General features: G+C 42.7%; 17 protein-coding genes. 12 read left to right on the top strand and 5 right to left on the bottom strand.

The genetic code is table 11. The annotated features are described in order from the left end of the window. The 12 genes from PHC76_RS11940 (at position 1) to PHC76_RS11885 (ending at position 12,594) form a co-directional block, all read left to right on the top strand. The gene (locus tag PHC76_RS11940) at positions 1-477 is read left to right on the top strand and encodes a 4Fe-4S binding protein (RefSeq protein WP_300210197.1); all 477 of its coding nucleotides are present in this window, start codon (positions 1-3) and stop codon (positions 475-477) included. Then, a complete protein-coding gene (locus PHC76_RS11935) occupies positions 474-1,412 on the top strand; it encodes a hypothetical protein (protein ID WP_300210195.1) in 939 nt (312 codons plus the stop codon). The genes PHC76_RS11940 and PHC76_RS11935 overlap by 4 nt, the downstream gene beginning before the upstream one ends. Then, positions 1,409-1,759, top strand: a complete 351-nt coding sequence (locus PHC76_RS11930) for a chaperone NapD (protein WP_300210194.1) — start codon at positions 1,409-1,411, stop codon at positions 1,757-1,759. The genes PHC76_RS11935 and PHC76_RS11930 overlap by 4 nt, the downstream gene beginning before the upstream one ends. A gap of 14 nt (positions 1,760-1,773) precedes the next feature. Then, entirely contained in the window at positions 1,774-2,994 is a 1,221-nt protein-coding gene (locus tag PHC76_RS11925; RefSeq protein WP_300210192.1) for an alginate export family protein, read from the top strand. Positions 2,995-3,150: 156 nt separating this feature from the next. Then, positions 3,151-5,253: a ribonucleoside triphosphate reductase gene (locus PHC76_RS11920; RefSeq protein ID WP_300210191.1), complete on the top strand. Its 2,103-nt coding sequence runs from the start codon at positions 3,151-3,153 to the stop codon at positions 5,251-5,253. A gap of 6 nt (positions 5,254-5,259) precedes the next feature. Further along, positions 5,260-5,925, top strand: a complete 666-nt coding sequence (locus PHC76_RS11915; protein ID WP_300210189.1) for an anaerobic ribonucleoside-triphosphate reductase activating protein — start codon at positions 5,260-5,262, stop codon at positions 5,923-5,925. A 65-nt stretch (positions 5,926-5,990) separates the two neighbouring features. Then, complete coding sequence (locus PHC76_RS11910) at positions 5,991-6,287, top strand: c-type cytochrome (protein ID WP_300210187.1); 297 nt, start codon at positions 5,991-5,993, stop codon at positions 6,285-6,287. 131 nt (positions 6,288-6,418) lie between these two features. Continuing rightward, the gene (locus PHC76_RS11905) at positions 6,419-8,623 is read left to right on the top strand and encodes a TonB-dependent receptor (RefSeq protein ID WP_300210184.1); all 2,205 of its coding nucleotides are present in this window, start codon (positions 6,419-6,421) and stop codon (positions 8,621-8,623) included. A gap of 52 nt (positions 8,624-8,675) precedes the next feature. After that, positions 8,676-9,317 carry a Crp/Fnr family transcriptional regulator gene (locus PHC76_RS11900; RefSeq protein ID WP_300210183.1) on the top strand — a complete coding sequence of 214 codons (642 nt, stop codon included), beginning with the start codon at positions 8,676-8,678 and terminating at the stop codon, positions 9,315-9,317. A gap of 141 nt (positions 9,318-9,458) precedes the next feature. After that, complete coding sequence (locus tag PHC76_RS11895) at positions 9,459-11,099, top strand: cytochrome D1 domain-containing protein (protein ID WP_300210181.1); 1,641 nt, start codon at positions 9,459-9,461, stop codon at positions 11,097-11,099. Between the two features lie 21 nt (positions 11,100-11,120). Further along, positions 11,121-11,285, top strand: a complete 165-nt coding sequence (gene nrdD, locus PHC76_RS11890; protein ID WP_300210179.1) for an anaerobic ribonucleoside-triphosphate reductase — start codon at positions 11,121-11,123, stop codon at positions 11,283-11,285. 103 nt (positions 11,286-11,388) lie between these two features. Further along, on the top strand, positions 11,389-12,594 hold the full coding sequence (locus PHC76_RS11885) for an NnrS family protein (RefSeq protein WP_300210177.1): 1,206 nt from the start codon (positions 11,389-11,391) through the stop codon (positions 12,592-12,594). A 12-nt stretch (positions 12,595-12,606) separates the two neighbouring features. Here PHC76_RS11885 and PHC76_RS11880 read toward each other — a convergent pair whose 3' ends face one another. From PHC76_RS11880 to PHC76_RS11860, 5 genes are read right to left on the bottom strand one after another with little or no spacing between them, the layout of a single operon-like run. Then, on the bottom strand, positions 12,607-13,092 hold the full coding sequence (locus PHC76_RS11880) for an HPP family protein (RefSeq protein ID WP_299896862.1): 486 nt from the start codon (positions 13,090-13,092) through the stop codon (positions 12,607-12,609). A 6-nt stretch (positions 13,093-13,098) separates the two neighbouring features. After that, entirely contained in the window at positions 13,099-13,797 is a 699-nt protein-coding gene (locus PHC76_RS11875) for an ABC transporter ATP-binding protein (protein ID WP_300210174.1), read from the bottom strand. After that, positions 13,798-14,934, bottom strand: a complete 1,137-nt coding sequence (locus tag PHC76_RS11870; protein ID WP_299897698.1) for an ABC transporter permease — start codon at positions 14,932-14,934, stop codon at positions 13,798-13,800. Beyond that, positions 14,931-16,076, bottom strand: coding sequence for an efflux RND transporter periplasmic adaptor subunit (locus PHC76_RS11865; protein WP_300210172.1), 1,146 nt, complete (start codon positions 16,074-16,076; stop codon positions 14,931-14,933). The genes PHC76_RS11870 and PHC76_RS11865 overlap by 4 nt, the downstream gene beginning before the upstream one ends. Continuing rightward, positions 16,057-17,337, bottom strand: coding sequence for a TolC family protein (locus tag PHC76_RS11860; protein WP_300210170.1), 1,281 nt, complete (start codon positions 17,335-17,337; stop codon positions 16,057-16,059). Before PHC76_RS11860 ends, PHC76_RS11865 begins: the two co-directional genes overlap by 20 nt. Positions 17,338-17,438 lie beyond the last annotated feature (101 nt).

Here is a 17,438-nt window from a genome sequence, read left to right as displayed (position 1 = left end):
ATGTCACTCCCAACACGTCGCGGTTTTTTCGGTGCACTGGGTTCCCTTTTCAAGGAGAACCGGGGACCGATTCGTCCCCCTTACGCTTCATTGGCGGTGACCTTCACAGAGTGTCAAAGCTGTGACGGAATGTGTATCGGTGCATGTGAAGAAAACATTATCCGCCGTGATGAAAAAGGGATTCCATTTCTGGATTTTAAGTCAAACGGATGCAGCGATTGCCAAAAGTGCATGGAAGTATGCACACCCAATGTTTTGAATGAAGCGGATCGATTTATCCAAGGACGTGCCCGTATCACAACTATGATGTGTATGTCCCATCACGATACGATTTGTTTTGCTTGTAAAGATCCCTGTTTGGAAGATGCAATTATTTTTGAGGGGATGTACAGACCTATAATTATTCCAGAAAAATGTACGGCATGCGGATATTGTGTCTCTGTATGTCCTAATGCAGCAATCGAGATAATATTATGAAAATTTTATCCTTATTATTTGGTTTGGTCCTATCTCTTTATGCAGTCATAGCTCCTCTCAAAGTCATAAAAACGGATGCAGTCATCAGTGACATGGTTGTCAATGACGGAAAAATCTATACTGCAACGGATGGCAAAGGGATCAATATCTTCGACACGGGTTCATTTAAAAAACTCGAAACCATTCATATACCTGATATCAAAATGGATGGAGAAAAATCCACTTCACCTAAAATATACTCTGTTGATCATTATAAAACTGCCACGGTTTTGGTCTCCGAAAGCGGTAATACTTTTCGAGATGTTTATTTGGTTCGCGATGGCAAAACTCGTAAAATTATCGATAATTCACGAGGATTGTTGATTAAAAAAGCCCGTTTTCTTGATCTAGATCATTTACTCTTCGGTCTCTCGGGTGATACTATTGTTCTTATGGATATTTCAAAAAATACCCTTGTCTACCAAGTCCAAGCAGGTGGAGGTACTTTTAGAGATATGGTTCTAAGCCCATCCAAATCTTTAGTCGCTGTTGCGGATGAAGGGGGCGAAATTACAATGATCAACACTAAAAGCGGTTCCAAAGTAAAAACTCTTCGCGGAATCAATGTAGACAGTATCAACCATATCGATTACAAGCAAAACACCATAATATCTGCAGGACAGGATCGCCGTGTCGGTATTTATCGTGCCGGAAAAAGCTATTTTATCGAAACAGATTTTTTTGTTTACGCGGTTGGTCTAAGCCCTTCTGCGTCACGAGCGGTTTATACAGACGGAATGGATAGTGAATTACAGGTCATTGTGACTGCTGACGGAGCCAAAATCGCCCGATTGCAAGGCGGTGAAGTTATTTTAGATACGCTGATTTTTTTGGATGAGCACCAGCTGATCGGCTCAGGTGAAGATAACAAAATTTATTACTGGAGAATACCATGAACATATCAAGCATTGTAGTACAAACCAACCCGAAATACACCGATGAAGTCGTTGAAATTTTAAAAGCGGCAGATTTTTGCGATTACCATTTTCATGATGAAAAAGGTCGAATAATTGTAACTATTGAAGGTGAAGGGGTTGAAGAAGAGATTCAAAAACTCGTTAAGCTTCAAGAAATGGAACATATCATCTCAGCCGATATGTCATTCGCTTTTAGCGAAGATGAACTCAATGCAGAACGTGACAAATTGGAATTAGCCGGCAATGATCTCCCTGAGTGGCTGAATGACGAAAATGCTACCAAAAAAGATATCAAATACAACGGTGATCTCAAAGATCGATTTTAACTTAGGAGAAGAAGATGAAGAAAATTACATTATCAGCCATAGCTGTATTAACCTTGTTGCCAAATGTACTGAGTGCAGATGGTTTTAACCTATTTAGCGATGCAAAGTTTAACGGAGAGATCCGTCCTCGTTACGAGAGTGTGGATGATCAAAGTAATACCAAAGACAAAGCAAATGCGTTTACTGTCCGTACAACTATAGGGGTAGAAGCCAACCTTCTCAGTATCAACGGGTTGTCCATGAAAGTGGATGGAACGACGGTACAGCCTATCGGAGGAGAACATTATGACAGCGGATCAAACGGGTTAATGTATGACAAAGTCGTAGACCCGGAACAAACTCGTTTTTCACAAGCGTATCTTCAATATAAGTATGGAAAGACCGTTGCCAAAGTGGGACGGCAGGTTATCAATCTCGACAATCAGCGTTTCATCGGTTCGGTCGACTGGCGTCAAATGATGCAAAGCTTTGATGCAGCAGTCATCAGTGACAGTACGATTGACAATCTAACTCTTACCGGGGCTTATGTATGGGGTCGCGCTCCTGTTAGTGATTTAGGGACATCGGACACCGATTCCATTATTTTGAACGGATCGTATAAGGTCAGTGATATGTTAAAAGTCACAGCATATGACTATATAATCTCTTCTGCCAGTGACACGATCGGAATGGCTTTGACCGGAGATGTACCTCTCGCTTCAGCAAAAATCGCTTATCGTGCAGAGTATGCAAGTCAAGGTGATGCATCCCGTGATACTGATAGTGCCCATGCAAATGTCAAAGCCGACGCCTATTATTACAATCTCGATGCGCTTGCCAATATCAATGGTATTCTTGCCGGTGCAGGTTATGAGTTTTTGAGCGGACATACCACGGGTGATGGGAAAACGTCATTCTTTGCTCCGCTGGGAACCTTACATGCCTTCAACGGATGGGCAGATAAGTTTCTCGGAGCAACTCCTACCGGAGGATTGACTGACATGAGTGCGACACTTGGATATACAGCACCTGGTCTTGGAAAAGCGATGGTCGTTTATCACGACTTTAGCACCGATGTGTCCATGGGTGGTAAAAGCGATTTGGGTACGGAATGGGATGCTCTTTATACCAATGCCATTCCGGGGATCAAAGGACTTAACGGCCTTGCAAAAGCCGCTTTCTTCAAAGCCGGTGATGTAACAGGTTATACTGCAGATGTCAGCAAAATCTGGTTACAAATCGATTATAAATTCTAATTTCCTCTTTTGCCCTTCGGGGCATACTTCCTACCAAAATCTTTTTTTTAGCACTTATTTGACAAAGGTCAAAGACATTTATTTTGGATTCCATTAGAATGACCCATGTAAATATATGACTAGACGTCAGACATAAATCTCTACAGGAAACAGACAATGAAATTAATCAAACATGTTCTTAAACGAGACGGGTCCACTGAGCCGTTTTATTCTTTTAAAATCGAAGATGCCATTTATAAAGCTTTCAATAGTGTTTCTGTCCCCGTAGATGAAAAAGTCGTAACAGAAGTATTGTTTAGCGTTTTACATGACGGTATTGTCGATGTGGAAGCGATTCAAGATCTCATCGAGCGTACTCTATATGATGCTGGCTATTTCGAGGTGATGAAATCGTTTATCACCTACCGCTTTTTACATAAAATGCAGCGTGAACATATTTTGGGGCTAGGAGAGGATACTACCTATGTCAACTCAACCCAAAGCGTCGAAGAATACATACACAAATCTGACTGGCGTGTTAATGCAAATGCAAATACCGGCTATTCTAATGCCGGATTAGTGAACAATCTAGCTGGTAAAGTCATCGCAAATTTTTGGCTTGATAAAGTGTATGCTCCACACGAAGGTGCGGCTCATCGTAACGGTGATATCCATATCCATGATCTCGACTGTCTTACAGGATATTGCGCCGGGTGGAGTCTCAGAGCATTGCTTAATGAAGGGTTCAATGGTGTTCGGGGACGTGTGGAGAGCACACCGCCACGCCATTTTCGAGAAGCGCTTGGACAAATGGCCAATTTTTTAGGTATTTTACAATCGGAGTGGGCAGGTGCTCAGGCATTTAGCTCTTTTGACACCTATTTGGCTCCATATGTTTTTGTCGATGAACTATCTTTTGTTGAGATCAAAAAAGCGATCCGAGGTTTTGTTTATAACCTGAATGTTCCGGCACGATGGGGACAATCGCCCTTTACCAATATTACTCTGGATTGGATGGTACCAGACGATCTATCTTTACAATTCCCGACCTGCAACGACCTTCATCTGTTCCATAATTTTCCCTTTACCGCCCATCATCAGCGAAAACTGTTTGAGCGGAACAAAAGGACTATGAGCGATCTGACCTATGCCGATTTTCAGTCCGAAATGGATCAGATCAACCGTGCTTTTTATGAAGTGATGAGTGAAGGAGATGCGACGGGAGCGCCATTTACGTTTCCGATCCCAACCGTCAATATCACGGAAGATTTCGACTGGTACGGGCCCAATACCGATGTGCTCTTTGAAAATACTGCCAAAATCGGCTCCAGCTACTTTCAAAATTTTATCGGGAGCCAATACCTTCGTGATGAAAACGGACAACCAATCGAAAATCCTGATGCCTATAAGCCGGGACATGTACGGAGTATGTGTTGCAGACTTCAGCTTGACCTTAGAGAGTTACTCAAACGCGGCGGTGGACTTTTCGGCAGTGCGGAGATGACCGGAAGCATCGGTGTGGTTACGATCAACATGGCACGATTGGGATATTTGTACAAATACGATCATGAACGTCTGATTCATGAACTCAACACTCTTATTGACATCGCTTATTCAACATTGGAGAAAAAACGGGTATTTGTCCAAGATATGTTCAACCGTGGACTATATCCCTACACCGCCCGCTATCTGAAAGGGTTTCACAACCACTTCTCAACCATTGGAGTCAATGGAATGAATGAGATGATCCGTAATATGACCGGAGATACCGAAAATATTTCCACCGAATGGGGAACACAGTTTGCCCTTACCATACTCGATCATATGCGCGACAAAATGCGCACGTTTCAAGAAAAAAGTGGAAATCTCTACAATCTTGAAGCGACTCCGGCCGAAGGTACTACTTACCGTTTTGCCAAAGAAGATATCAAACGCTACCCCGATATCCTCCAAGCAGGTGAAGGGGAGAATATCTATTATACAAATAGTTCTCAGCTTCCCGTCGATCTCACTTCCGACCCGTTCGAGGCTCTGACGCTCCAAGACGAACTGCAATGCCGCTATACAGGTGGAACCGTTTTACATCTCTACATGGGTGAGCGTCTTAGTTCAGGCGAAGCATGCCGTCGTATGGTTAAAAACGTCATTACCAACTTCCGCCTCCCCTACATAACAGTAACACCAACATTCTCAGTATGTCCTGTACACGGCTATCTTAACGGCGAACACGAATACTGCCCTAAATGCGATACTGAAATTCTTCTCAAAGAATTTGCGTGATGTCCGATGAAAGCCCTTTATGATTTAACGCCGTTTACACTTCTCGATTTTCCAAACATCCCTGCAACTATTTTCTGGTTTGCAGGGTGTAATCTGCGTTGCAGCTATTGCTACAACCCTGAAATTGTCCTTGGTTCTGCACATATTGATGAAGAGACGGCGCTCGCATTTTTAACGAAGCGCATCGGATTACTCGAAGGAGTCGTCCTGAGCGGCGGAGAAGCTACTCTCTATCCTAATTTACTCCCTTTTTGCCACTCCATCAAAGCTCTCGGGTATAAAATTAAACTTGACACCAATGCGATGCGTCCTGATGTACTCCAAACACTGCTAAATGAATCTCTTTTGGATTATGTTGCCCTCGATTACAAAGCCCCCTCTTCTGAAATGAGCCGTATCTGCGCTGGCGGAAGCGAATACCGTTTTTGGGAGAGCTTTTACCTGCTTCAAAAGCATGCCGTTGATTTTGAAGTACGAACTACCTTTCACCCAGATCTTCTTAATGAATCTCAAATCATCATGATGGCGGATGCACTTTTGCAGGCAGGATACACACGCTCTTTCTATGTACAACTATTTCGTGAGGGTGTTGAAACACTGGGGAATCTCCCCTCTTCCAAACGCATTATCGATTATGTATTACTTAAACGTTATGTAACTTTACGTACTTGACCTATATCAAAGACTTTCATTCTTAAACGCTTTACAATGACGTATTCTTTTTGTAGGAGTTTACAATGAAAAAAGTGTTCATCGCAGTAAGTGTGCTATTCGGCCTATGGAGTACTTCTATGGCGGACGAAGGTGCAGATCTATTCAAAAAATGTGCAGTCTGCCATGGAGCACAAGGCGAAAAATCAGCCTTGGGTAAAAGTAAAATCATTAAAGACATGACTAAAGATCAAATTACGGCTGCCCTTAAAGGATACAAAGACGGAAGTTACGGTGCTGCATCAAAAGCGGTTATGAAAGGCCAAGTTGCCTCTTTGAATGATGCTCAAATCACTGCATTGGCAGCTCATATCGGCAAATAACACCCTCCCCTCATGAGGGGTTGGTTCGAGCAGTATAGATTAATAAAACCCTCCTTAAGGTCAGCACTGATAAAGCACTATACTGCTTGGACGAACTCCTGTTCTAACATATTCATACGACAGGAGCAAACATGAAAAAATATATCATGCTTTCATTTCTTTCCGCCACTTATCTCATGGCTGATGGAGTCACTCTAGATCCTATTATCATTTCGGCAACCCAGACCGAAACTACTCTTCAAGATGCTCCGGGAAGCGTAAGTGTCCTATCAAAAGAAGCGATTGATATGTTGCCTGCAAACCATCTCAAAGAGGTTGTCAAAAGCTTAGAAGGGGTTACGGCAATAGAACACAGAGGGTTGTCGGATATCAACCCTACTGTAGTGCTTCGCGGGATTCCGGATCAATCACGTACTATGATATTGTTAGATGGTATACCTATGAATACCAGCTACACGAGCAGTGCATCTACACCCTATATTATCCTACCTGAAGATTTGGAACAGATAGAAGTGATTCGAGGCCCGTTTTCAAGCCTTTATGGTAGCAGTGCAATGGGTGGAGTTATCAATTATATTACCCGAATGCCAGATATTCCTGAATACAAAGCCAGCATCGGATACGGAGATGCGTTCAGCGATGGAGAAGCTCAAGCCAATGTAACCAAGATTTACGTATCGGCTGCCGATAAAATTTCTGATCATTTAAAATTTAAAATCAGTTATGGAGTTCTGAGTTCTGATGGATACCGATCCGATTTTGTGACAGTATCCCAACCAAAAGCAGGCTACAGCGGGTTTATCCAAGAAATATCTGCGCCAATACCAAGTACGGCACAATGGATTGTCGGAAATGCCGGCAATCGCGGTGTTAACAAATACGATTTATCCACCAAACTGCTCTATACACCGACTACGAAAGACACACTAAGTGCATCTTATCGGCAGTCACATTATCATATCGATTATTCTGATCCCGAATCCTATATTACACAGAATTCATCTGAGAATACAGTTTTTTCGTATCCGGGTTCCTCATCTTCAGGGCTAAAAGAAAGTAAATTTCTACAAGGCCAAAACGATTTAACCAGTGATCTTTACACTATCGATTACCACCATAATTTTTCTGACTCCACTTTTGATATCCGCTATTCACTGTTGTCCGTACGAGATTGGTATTCCTCTGCAGGCACAACGGCAACACAAAACGGAGGTAGCGGTACCATAACCCCAAGAGAAGCACAAAATACTATGCTCCACGCAACGTGGCAAAAAGCTATGGGGAATTCATTACTGCTTTTAGGGGGAGAATTCAAACGTAACACGTCAGTTTCAGACACCGATACGCTATTAGATTGGAGAGATGAAGACTCAAAAACACTCATGACGTCGAGTTCCGGTGGAAAAGAACTTATTATTGCAGGTTTTGCTGAAATTCAAAGTGATATTACCGATACACTTTCGACTAATATTGGTGGACGATTCGAGTCATGGAGCGGATATGATGGGTATGTTTCCGATGCGAATGCTTCCAATATGACGCTCAATCAAACTTACCCTACCAAACATACGGATAACTTTTCTCCAAAAGTATCCCTTAATTATCAAGCAAGAGAGAATACGACTCTCAAAACATCATGGGGGAAAGCATTTCGAGCACCCGATCCGGTCAATCTATATCGGACATACGAGATCGCCGCTATCAATCGTGTCTATATGGCAAATCCTGATCTAACTCCTGAACGAAGCGAATCTTATGATTTTGGAGCAGAGCAAAAAACACCACTAAACGGCCTTTTTAAAGCCTATTGGTTTCATACGATTATTGAAAACATGATCTCGACAAAACCGCCTGTTCTTATCGGCGGGAAAAGTTATTATGAACGGATTAACGTCGGTAAAGCCAGAAGCCAAGGCTATGAGCTTGCCTATACCCAACCGCTAAAATACGATTTTGCTCTCAATACCAACTATACCAAAACCTATACCAAAATTTTAGAAGATTCCATCGAACCTGCTTTAATCGGTAAACGTTTTGCCGGTATACCTGAGAATATGGCCAATGTCTCTCTCAGTTATGATAACCAGCAATTTTATGCTTTGCTCAATTACAACTATCAATCCAAAATCTACAATAATTCCGATAACAGCGATACAGTCTCCAATGTATATGGTTCTATCGACAGTGTCGGAATCTTTAATAGTAAAATCGGATACAGGATTAATAAAAATATTGATCTTAATCTTGCGATCACAAACATTCTGAATATAGAATATTACAGTTATGAAAAAGCAGAAAGTCGGGCATGGTTTGCTCAAATTAATTTGAAACTTTAACACTCGCTATTTTCAAATAAATATTAAATAAAACCGGAAAAAGGAGCATGCAATGGTGGAAGAATTAAAAAATATCTTTCTTTTTTCTCATCTCAATGAAGATGATTTAGCTCGGTTGGCATCGATTGGAAAATTTCGAGAATATCAAAGTGGTCAAACTCTATTTTATGAAGGTTCTTCCTCAGAAAAACTCTATATTTTAATTAAAGGTATCATCAAAGCCTACAAAACCGATATGAAAGAAAATGAAATTGTTCTTCACTATTTTTATCCTGTCTCCCTGGTTGCAGAAATGGCAAATCTCTACCACATACCGTTTCCTGCAACCGCCGAGTTTCAAACAGATGGATATGTATTTGAAATAGATTACCCCCTTTTTGAACGTGATTTTTTGAAGAATCCTACGATATCTTTTGAATTGATAAAATCCCTGACACAAAAACTAAAATACCTCGAAAATATTATTACAACGCGACTGGCTCTGGATGCAACGTCCCGTGTAGCGAAATTCCTATATGAAAATGGGGATATTTCTGATTCGACCAGACGACATAAAATTGCAACGATTCTGGGACTTACTCCTGAAACGCTTTCACGCTCTTTTAAAAAAATCAAAATTCTCGGGCTTATCAGCGATGAAGGAAAAAACTTCACCATATTAAATCGGGAGGGATTAAAAGAGCTCTTTACTTAAAAGTTTTCAAAATTTGATTTATATCAATGGAGCTTCGGACCCTTTTCGAGTACACTAACTCAGATGGGTATCTAAAAGCTTTATCATAAAATCAATAAAGTGTATACATTATCCATATTTAAGAAGTACAAGGAGTGACAAATGAAAAAAGTTCTTGGTATAACCCTTGCGGGCGCTATTTTTGCGACCCTTCCGCTCATGGCGGGAGATTCAAAAATGGATGTTGCCCAAATGTTTGAAAAAGAGTGCCAAGGTTGTCATGGGCCTAATCATGAAGGCGGTGTAGGAAGTTCACTTGATCCCAAAGCAATTGGAAAAAAAGGGGATTATTTCCTCAGGGATACGATACTAAGCGGTAGAGCCGGTACTGCAATGCCTTCGTTCAAAAGTAAATTTACTAGTGATGATGCCGATAAAATGGTCCAATATCTATTAAAATATGAAGCAAAACAGTTAACCAAACTTACCCTTGAAGATGTTGCTGCGACCTATCAAGTCCTCGAAGACCGTGAAGAATTATATAAAAAATACCCAAAACCGACCGATGTGAAAAGCGTTCAAGACATAGTGGTATTTACCGAACGCGATGCATCTAAAGTTGGCTTTATTGATGGTACAACCAATAAAGTCCTCTCAAAACACAGTTCCGGTTTTGCAACCCACGTTACTGTCGTCAATAAACGTATTCCTCGTTATGTCTACAATATCAGCCGTGACGGATGGGTCAACATGTTTGATCTCAATGCACCGGGGCAGCCGATGATCGCTAAAATACGGGTAGGAAGTGATAGCCGCGGACTCGCGTGTACTCCAGATGGACGTTATTTGATGGCAGGAAACTATGTTCCAGGCGGTGCTGTACTTTTGGATGCTATGACCCTTAAACCGCTAAAAGTCTATGCAACCGATAAAGTAGAAGATATGGATGGAAAAATCGGATCTTCTCGTGTTGCATCGATTGCCGATACTCCGTACGGTCCTTATATTGCGTTTGCTCTTAAAGATGCAGGACATGTTTATATTGTCGACTACAGTAAACCGGACTTTCCTATTGTCGGCGACATTCCAAAAATCGGCAGAATATTGCATGATGCCTTTTTGAACGAAGGTGAAGAGGTAGGACGCTACTATATGATTGCTTCACAAGGGAGCGATGTTATGGGAATTGTCGATTTCAAAACCAAAACATTGACAGATAAAGTCTACACTGGACCAGGAAGTAAACCGCATCCGGGACAAGGTTCAAGTTGGTATAACGAAAAACTCGGCAAACAGCTCCACGCAACGGTCAACATGAACGTAGGAGATGTCACCATTTGGGATAATCAATGGCATGTATTGAAACATACCAAAACAGCGGGCGGTGGACTTTTTATCGGAACCAACGAACATACGCCATTTTTATGGGCGGATAATGTGATCGGCGGTGAAGACAATTACAACCGAGTAGATCTCGTTAACAAAGAAACATTGATGACTGGACGTATTATTCAAGCTACCAAAGAGGGGATGGTTCAACTCATCGATCCAAGTAATCTCAAAGTAATTAAAGAGTGGAACATTGGCGCTGTGAAAAATGAGAAAGGCGAACTTATCACTCCTCGATTACTCCATGGAGAACCTTCAGCACATGGAGAACACATGTACATTTCCGATTGGACCTGCGGCAGAATATTGGTGTTTAACGCTAAAACTGGAGAATACGTTACCCAGATTACCGGATTGACAACACCAACCTTTACCTATTCCATTGAGCACCGTATGGATCTTCCGGGTGCATAATTAATCAAATAAGGATATACCATGAAAATAGAAACCATCTTATATACACATTTGTCTAAACGGACTAAATGTGTTATTTACACCCGTGTGATGGGCTACCACCGTCCAGTCGAAAGCTTCAACATCGGCAAAAAACAAGAGCACAAAGATCGAATCCATTTTTGTGAAGACAAAAAAGTTTCTTAAATACTCTTCCTCTCCTCAACAGAGGGGATCATTTCTTGACCTTCGTCAATACCTCATATTTCCTAATTCGATATACTCCCATAAACGTTATAAGGAACTCAGAATGTCTACTTTTAGGGCGACTCCATTGCCACCAAAACAAAACTATTTTCTATCCCAGCCGCATCAGCCATTTTTTGTTTTCGGTCTATTATGGGCCATTGTATCAATGGTGCTTTTTGTACTTTCTCATAAAGGGATCATTACTCTCAGCATCAGTGAAAATCAGTTCCATCTCTATTCTCTCGCATTCCTGGTCTTCGCTCAGTTTTTTCACGGCTTTTTATTTACGACTTTTCCCCGCTTTTGTTCCACGATGGCAATCCCGAAAGAGGCCTATATTCGTATCATTTGGCTTTATCAAATAGGGGCAGTGCTCTTTTTTGCAGGCTCACTTCTTTCGGCATGGTTGGCTTTATTTGCGATGGTTACTGTCTTGTTCACTCATTCTATGGCAGTTTTTGCACTCTATTGGATATACAAAATCGGTCAATCTCCCGCCAAACAAGACCCTTTTTGGATATTAGTAGCTCACGGTATTACGCTGATAACGCATCTTTTGTGGATCATTGCATTCGGTATCAGTTTGGTTTGGAATTTTCAAAACTGGTTTGCGCTGATTCCTCCCATCATTGTTAATTTTTTCTTTGTCTTCCTCACTTTTTCCGTCGCTCAGCGGATGATCCCCTTTTTCAGCCATTCACATGAATCTAAAACTAAATATTTTGTCGAGGCGGTATTCGGTGCATTCATTGTAAAAACACTCTTTGCCCTTATTGCCTTCACCGCAGGAGAAGCAATTGTCGGTATTCTCCTGTCCCTCTACCTGCTTCGAGAGTTTTTACAATGGAAACTCCATCCGTTTAATTCACCTGCGATTATTTGGATCCTTCATCTCGCCCTATTCTGGCTTCCGGTCGGACTTTTGATCGGGTCTTTAATCCAAATTATCGAAATGGTTTACAATATGAGTTTCTTATTTGCTGAGATCCATCTGCTGGCATTAGGTTTTTTAACCACCATACTGATCGGGTTTGGTACACGCGTCACGCTCGGACACTCCGGACAATCTCCGGAAGCGGACAAAGTGTCCATAGTGTTGTTTTGGTGGACTCAAGTTGTTATCCTCGCACGCTTTGCACTCTCTGTAGACACTGCATTCGGAGGTTCACATCCTTGGCTATTTGATGCGGCAGCATGCGGATGGATTCTTTTATTTATTGTCTGGGGCGGACGATACGGAAAAACTCTTATTTTTGGTAAGAAATAACTCTTGTATCCTTTAGCGGAGTGTAATTTTTTTTCGTATTTTGTGCAAGCCAATTCCGATAATAACCAACGTTATTAGACCTATAAAAAGCGGCCACAATAAATAAAAGGAAATATGTCCCTGCGTAACGATCAAGAAATTGGCTCCGGCGGGTGGATGGATTGCTTTGAAGAGATGCATCAGCATAATAACAATCCCAAATCCTCCGCCGATTGCCAGCCATTGACCGTTACTGTAACGCAAAATTAAAAAACCGATGATCGCTGAGATTATATAGCTCATAAATACATTCCACGGTTTTGAAAACTGACTCTCAGGTGCACTAAATAGGAGAACAGCCGTCGCCCCAAATGGGGCGATAATGAGCATCTGATGAACCGATTGCGCAATTAAACCGATAAAAGAGAGCCCAAAAAAGGCTCCTATTCCAGGAATTACACTCTCTGTGAAACGCTCTAGTAGATTTTTTCTGACATGATGTATAGAATTTTTATTCAAACTATTTCATCTCTCTTTTGTCTCTTCATAAACCCGTCCGTCTTCAACACGTAAAATCCGGTCAAACAACGGCAGCATCCGTTCATCATGGGTAACGACAATAATCGCGACATCCTGCTCGATAGAGAGTTTTTTCAGTAGCTGCATAACCGACAACGCCCGTTCGGAGTCCAAGGCTGCAGTGGGCTCGTCCGCTAAAATTATTTTGGGGTTATTCGCCAACGAACGGGCGATCGCCACACGCTGGCTCTGTCCCCCCGAGAGCTGAGAGGGCATTTTCTCTAGTTTATCCCCTACTCCTAAATAATCCAAGAGTTCTTTTGCGTGCGTATCGGCCTTGTTTTTGGAAATTTTATTCATTTGCGGAACCAATGTCACATTTTCCAAAACATTTAGAAACGGTATCAGATTGTGCGATTGAAAAATAAAGCCGATATTTTCACGACGTATCCGTCGAGTATCCTTGACCTGCCATTTTTGATCATATATCAGCTCATTATCCAAAAACAGCTTCCCGCCGGTGGGTTCCGTAATGCATCCGATCATCGTAATCAGTGTAGTTTTCCCGGAGCCGCTGGGACCGAGCAATGCGACCGTTTCACCCGAATAAACTTCAAAATTGGCCTCTTTGATCGCTGTGACGGCACTCTCTCCGCTTCCGTAGGTTTTATGAATCTCTTCCAATCGTATAATAGAGCGTTTCATTTATCCCCCGATCGCACTGGCTGGATCAACATGCAGTGCCGAACGTATTCCTGAAAGAGAAGCCAGTATACTGATGATGATAACTATAACAAAAAGTTTGGCCGCATCCGAATAGAAAAGGACAATCGTCTTCGGAAAGATATCGGCACTCGCATGGGCAAAAATATTCCCGCCGATAAAAGCGATCCCCCCCAGAAGCAGCGATTGCTGTCCAATCATTTTAGTAATGACACTGTTGGGGGCGCCGATCAGTTTCAAAATAGCGATCTCTTTTATTTTCCCCATGGTCATCGTATAAATGATAAGTGAGATAATAACCGAGGAAACGATGAGCAAAATAACGGTAAACATCCCTATCTGCTTCGCAGAACGTTCAATCAAATTCGTCGTAAGAATCGCGGCCTGTTCTTCTTGGGTATAGACTTCCTGATGTTTCCACCGCTTTATTTCTTGCGCAACCGCTATAGGGTCAAATCCCTTTTTAACCTTTAAGACAAAGGTGTTGACCATAGCGGTCGCGGATGATTCTCCACCGCGAAAACGGTCATTGCGGATTTGTTCATTGCTAAACAGAAACTGCAGTTCCTGCGCTTCGGAGAGATCCAGATAAATCATCGGATCCCCTCCTGAGGAGACCGCTTTTTTGGTAAGACCGACAACCCTATAGGTATTGCGCCCCAAAGAGATGGAATCACCGAGTTTAAATCCGGTTTTACTATCAACAATGATTTCCTGATGGGCAATCGATATTGCTCTCCCCTCGACAAGACGAAAAGGGGTAAAACCGCTTAATGATTCATACCCCAGTGCATATACCCGTATCGGCTTTTTATTTTGAATGATCTGAAGACTCTGAAATGTGAGTGGATAAACCTTTTCAACTCCTGTAAATCCGCTCAACGCGTATTTAAGATCTTCATGCAGACGGGAGCTTTCAGCAAATGGTCCCAATGTATCTTTTTGGACAACCCACAAATCGCCCTTCAGATCATTGGGGATGATCATCGCGTCATGCACCATTCCGCGATAGACTCCGAGCATAATCAGCATAACCCCGATCAGCATCCCTACACCTAATGCGGTCGTAATGAATTTTCCCAGAGAATGGGAAATATCACGCTGTGCCAGATTGATCATAGACGAACCTTGTCTCCTGTTTTCAGGGGACGGTTTCCGGTCACAATGACACGGTCCCCTTTCTCCAGTCCGGAAATGGCCACATCGCCATCACTGTTATGTCCGAGAACCTGTACCGGATGGAAAACCGCTTTGCCGTTATCCGACATCCAAACGCCCGCTTTATCCTCATTGTAAACGACGGCATCGGCGGGGAGAATCAGAGCATTAGTATAATGGGCGATAAGTATCTCCACTTCGGCTTGTTCGGCAAGATATAACGGTTCAGGCGTCTCCTGCAGTGTGAGATAAACAACACGCTCTTCCGTTATTCGATCGCTCTCGACACCTATTCGGCTTACAACCGCCGGCCATTTGCGCTCATGGGTCGAACGAAGGGTAACAAAGCCCTTTTGCCCTACCCGCAGTAACCCGCTTTGGCGCTCATCAATATACGCTTTTATCCACACTGTCTTAGGATTTGCGATTCGTAGTACCGCCATCCCTGCACCCACCGTACTTCCGACTTCCGCTTCGCGAGAAACCACAATCCCGTCGATTGGGGAAGAGAGGGAGAGATCATTGATTTTAGCATTGAGTGCACTTAACGATCCCTCTGCCCTTTGTACCTCATGCACCGACTGCGCCAAATTCTCCTGTGCACTCGCTAAGAGAGCATTGGCACTACGGGCTTGCGCCTCAGCACCATCGAGCTCAGCCTGCGTCACAAAGCCTCCCTTTATTAGAGTGCGATAACGCTTCAAAGTTGCATCGCTCAACTCTTTTTTGGCCGTTAAATCATCGATAAGGGCCTTTTGAGAACCCATTTGCGCGCGGCTTTTATCGATAAGGGCCGCACTTTCGATTTTACTTCCAGCCAAATCGGAGAGCTCCATTCGAGCCAATACAGCCCCCTTCTTGACACGATCCCCCTCATCAGCATAGAGTGCCCCAATTTTTGAGGTACTTTTGGGAGCGAGAAGAATAACCTCTTTGGCTTCCAGTGTTCCGACTCCGTTGACATTTTCGGTCAGATTCCCCTCTTTCGGGAACACCGAGTCATACGTCACTTTAGGAAGATATACCTTGTTATAACCCAAGCCTCCGAGGATAACCGCAGCACCGATACCAATCAGTACCGGCTTAATGTTTGCAAACATCATTTTCACACCCTTTATTCAATAAACGCTGTATGTGCGCCCAAGCTTGTATTTTCAGAAAATTGGCTTCCGCATACTCATTACGGGCATTGTCTAACGCATTTTGCGATTCCAAAATATCCACATAGGTTGCCAAACCTTGTGCATACCGACCTTCCGATAGCGCCAATGCCTTTTGGTTTGCATCGATCACTCCGTCTTTGGCGGCGATTGTCTCATCGGCACGGTTAAAATCACGATAAGAACTGTACAACTCTTGCCACAGAGCTTTTTCGGCGCTCTCAAACTCTTTACGTGCAATATCCAAAGCAATTTTGCTTTTTTCCGCATCTGCCGATAATTTTCCCCCATCATAGAGGGGAATGGTCCCTCTAATTCCGAGTTGAGAACTGTCATAGGAGGAGAGAGAGTTGTCATATCCGTAAGAACCTACAATCGATACCGTCCCGTAAGCTTCTTTATTTTGGGCATCAAACAGAGCTTTGGATCGCTCTATCTTAGCTCTTAGCGCAGCGAGTTGAGGGTTAGAAGCACTCATATCCGCTCGGAGGTTTTCACTCTGTGCTATCGATGGTATCTCTAAAGCGCGCTTTTTCAAATCATTGTTATCGATCGTAAACTTCTCCTCGCTTCCGATCAGAAGTCCTAAGGCATTTTGTGTTTTATCCCAGGCGGCATGGGCAGCTCTAAGACGCTCTTCAGCTTCCATTAATGAGGCTTTGAAACGTGATTCATCCGCTATTGTTTTCAATCCCGCCTGACGCATACCTGTTGCTTGATTGAGCTGTGCCTGATAAAAACGAACCGATATTTCTGCGGTATCAATCACCGAAGCGATATACCCCAAAGAGTAATACTGAAACCATACCTGCTCAATCAGAGCATTTTGAATCGTCTCTTTATTGGCGCCGGATTCCTCTTCACTGCTCAAAGATGCATGGTAACGATCTCTCGTCCGTCCAAAATCCCATATTGTATATGATGCACTAATATCGGTATGAAACGCATCGTTTTGGCGTGTCGAAAAAACGCCGTTTGCGGGCATTACAAATGTTTTTGTCGGAAAATATTCGCCGTTTAGATCGATACGGGGACGCAGTGCCGCTTGAACGCTCCGAGAATCGGCTTTGGCACTCTCATACCGCATCGATGCGACATACGCGTCAGGGTGATTTTTTAACGCCATCGCAACGGCATCTTCAACGCTTAATACAGCCGCATGCATTGTGATACTCAAGGTTAAATAAAAAAGAATCCGTTGCATATTACACCTGCTTAATAATAATCACTATAATACTACCACAAAGTAGACAAATGTGCTATTATAAGGTAAAATCTAATAAAATTGTGTTTTACAGATTTAAG

Origin of the sequence: Sulfuricurvum sp., from assembly GCF_028710345.1 — a bacterium.
Classification (GTDB): Bacteria; Campylobacterota; Campylobacteria; order Campylobacterales; family Sulfurimonadaceae; genus Sulfuricurvum.
Note: the sequence above shows the minus strand (reverse complement) of the source record. Positions and strands in the feature narration are given on the sequence as shown.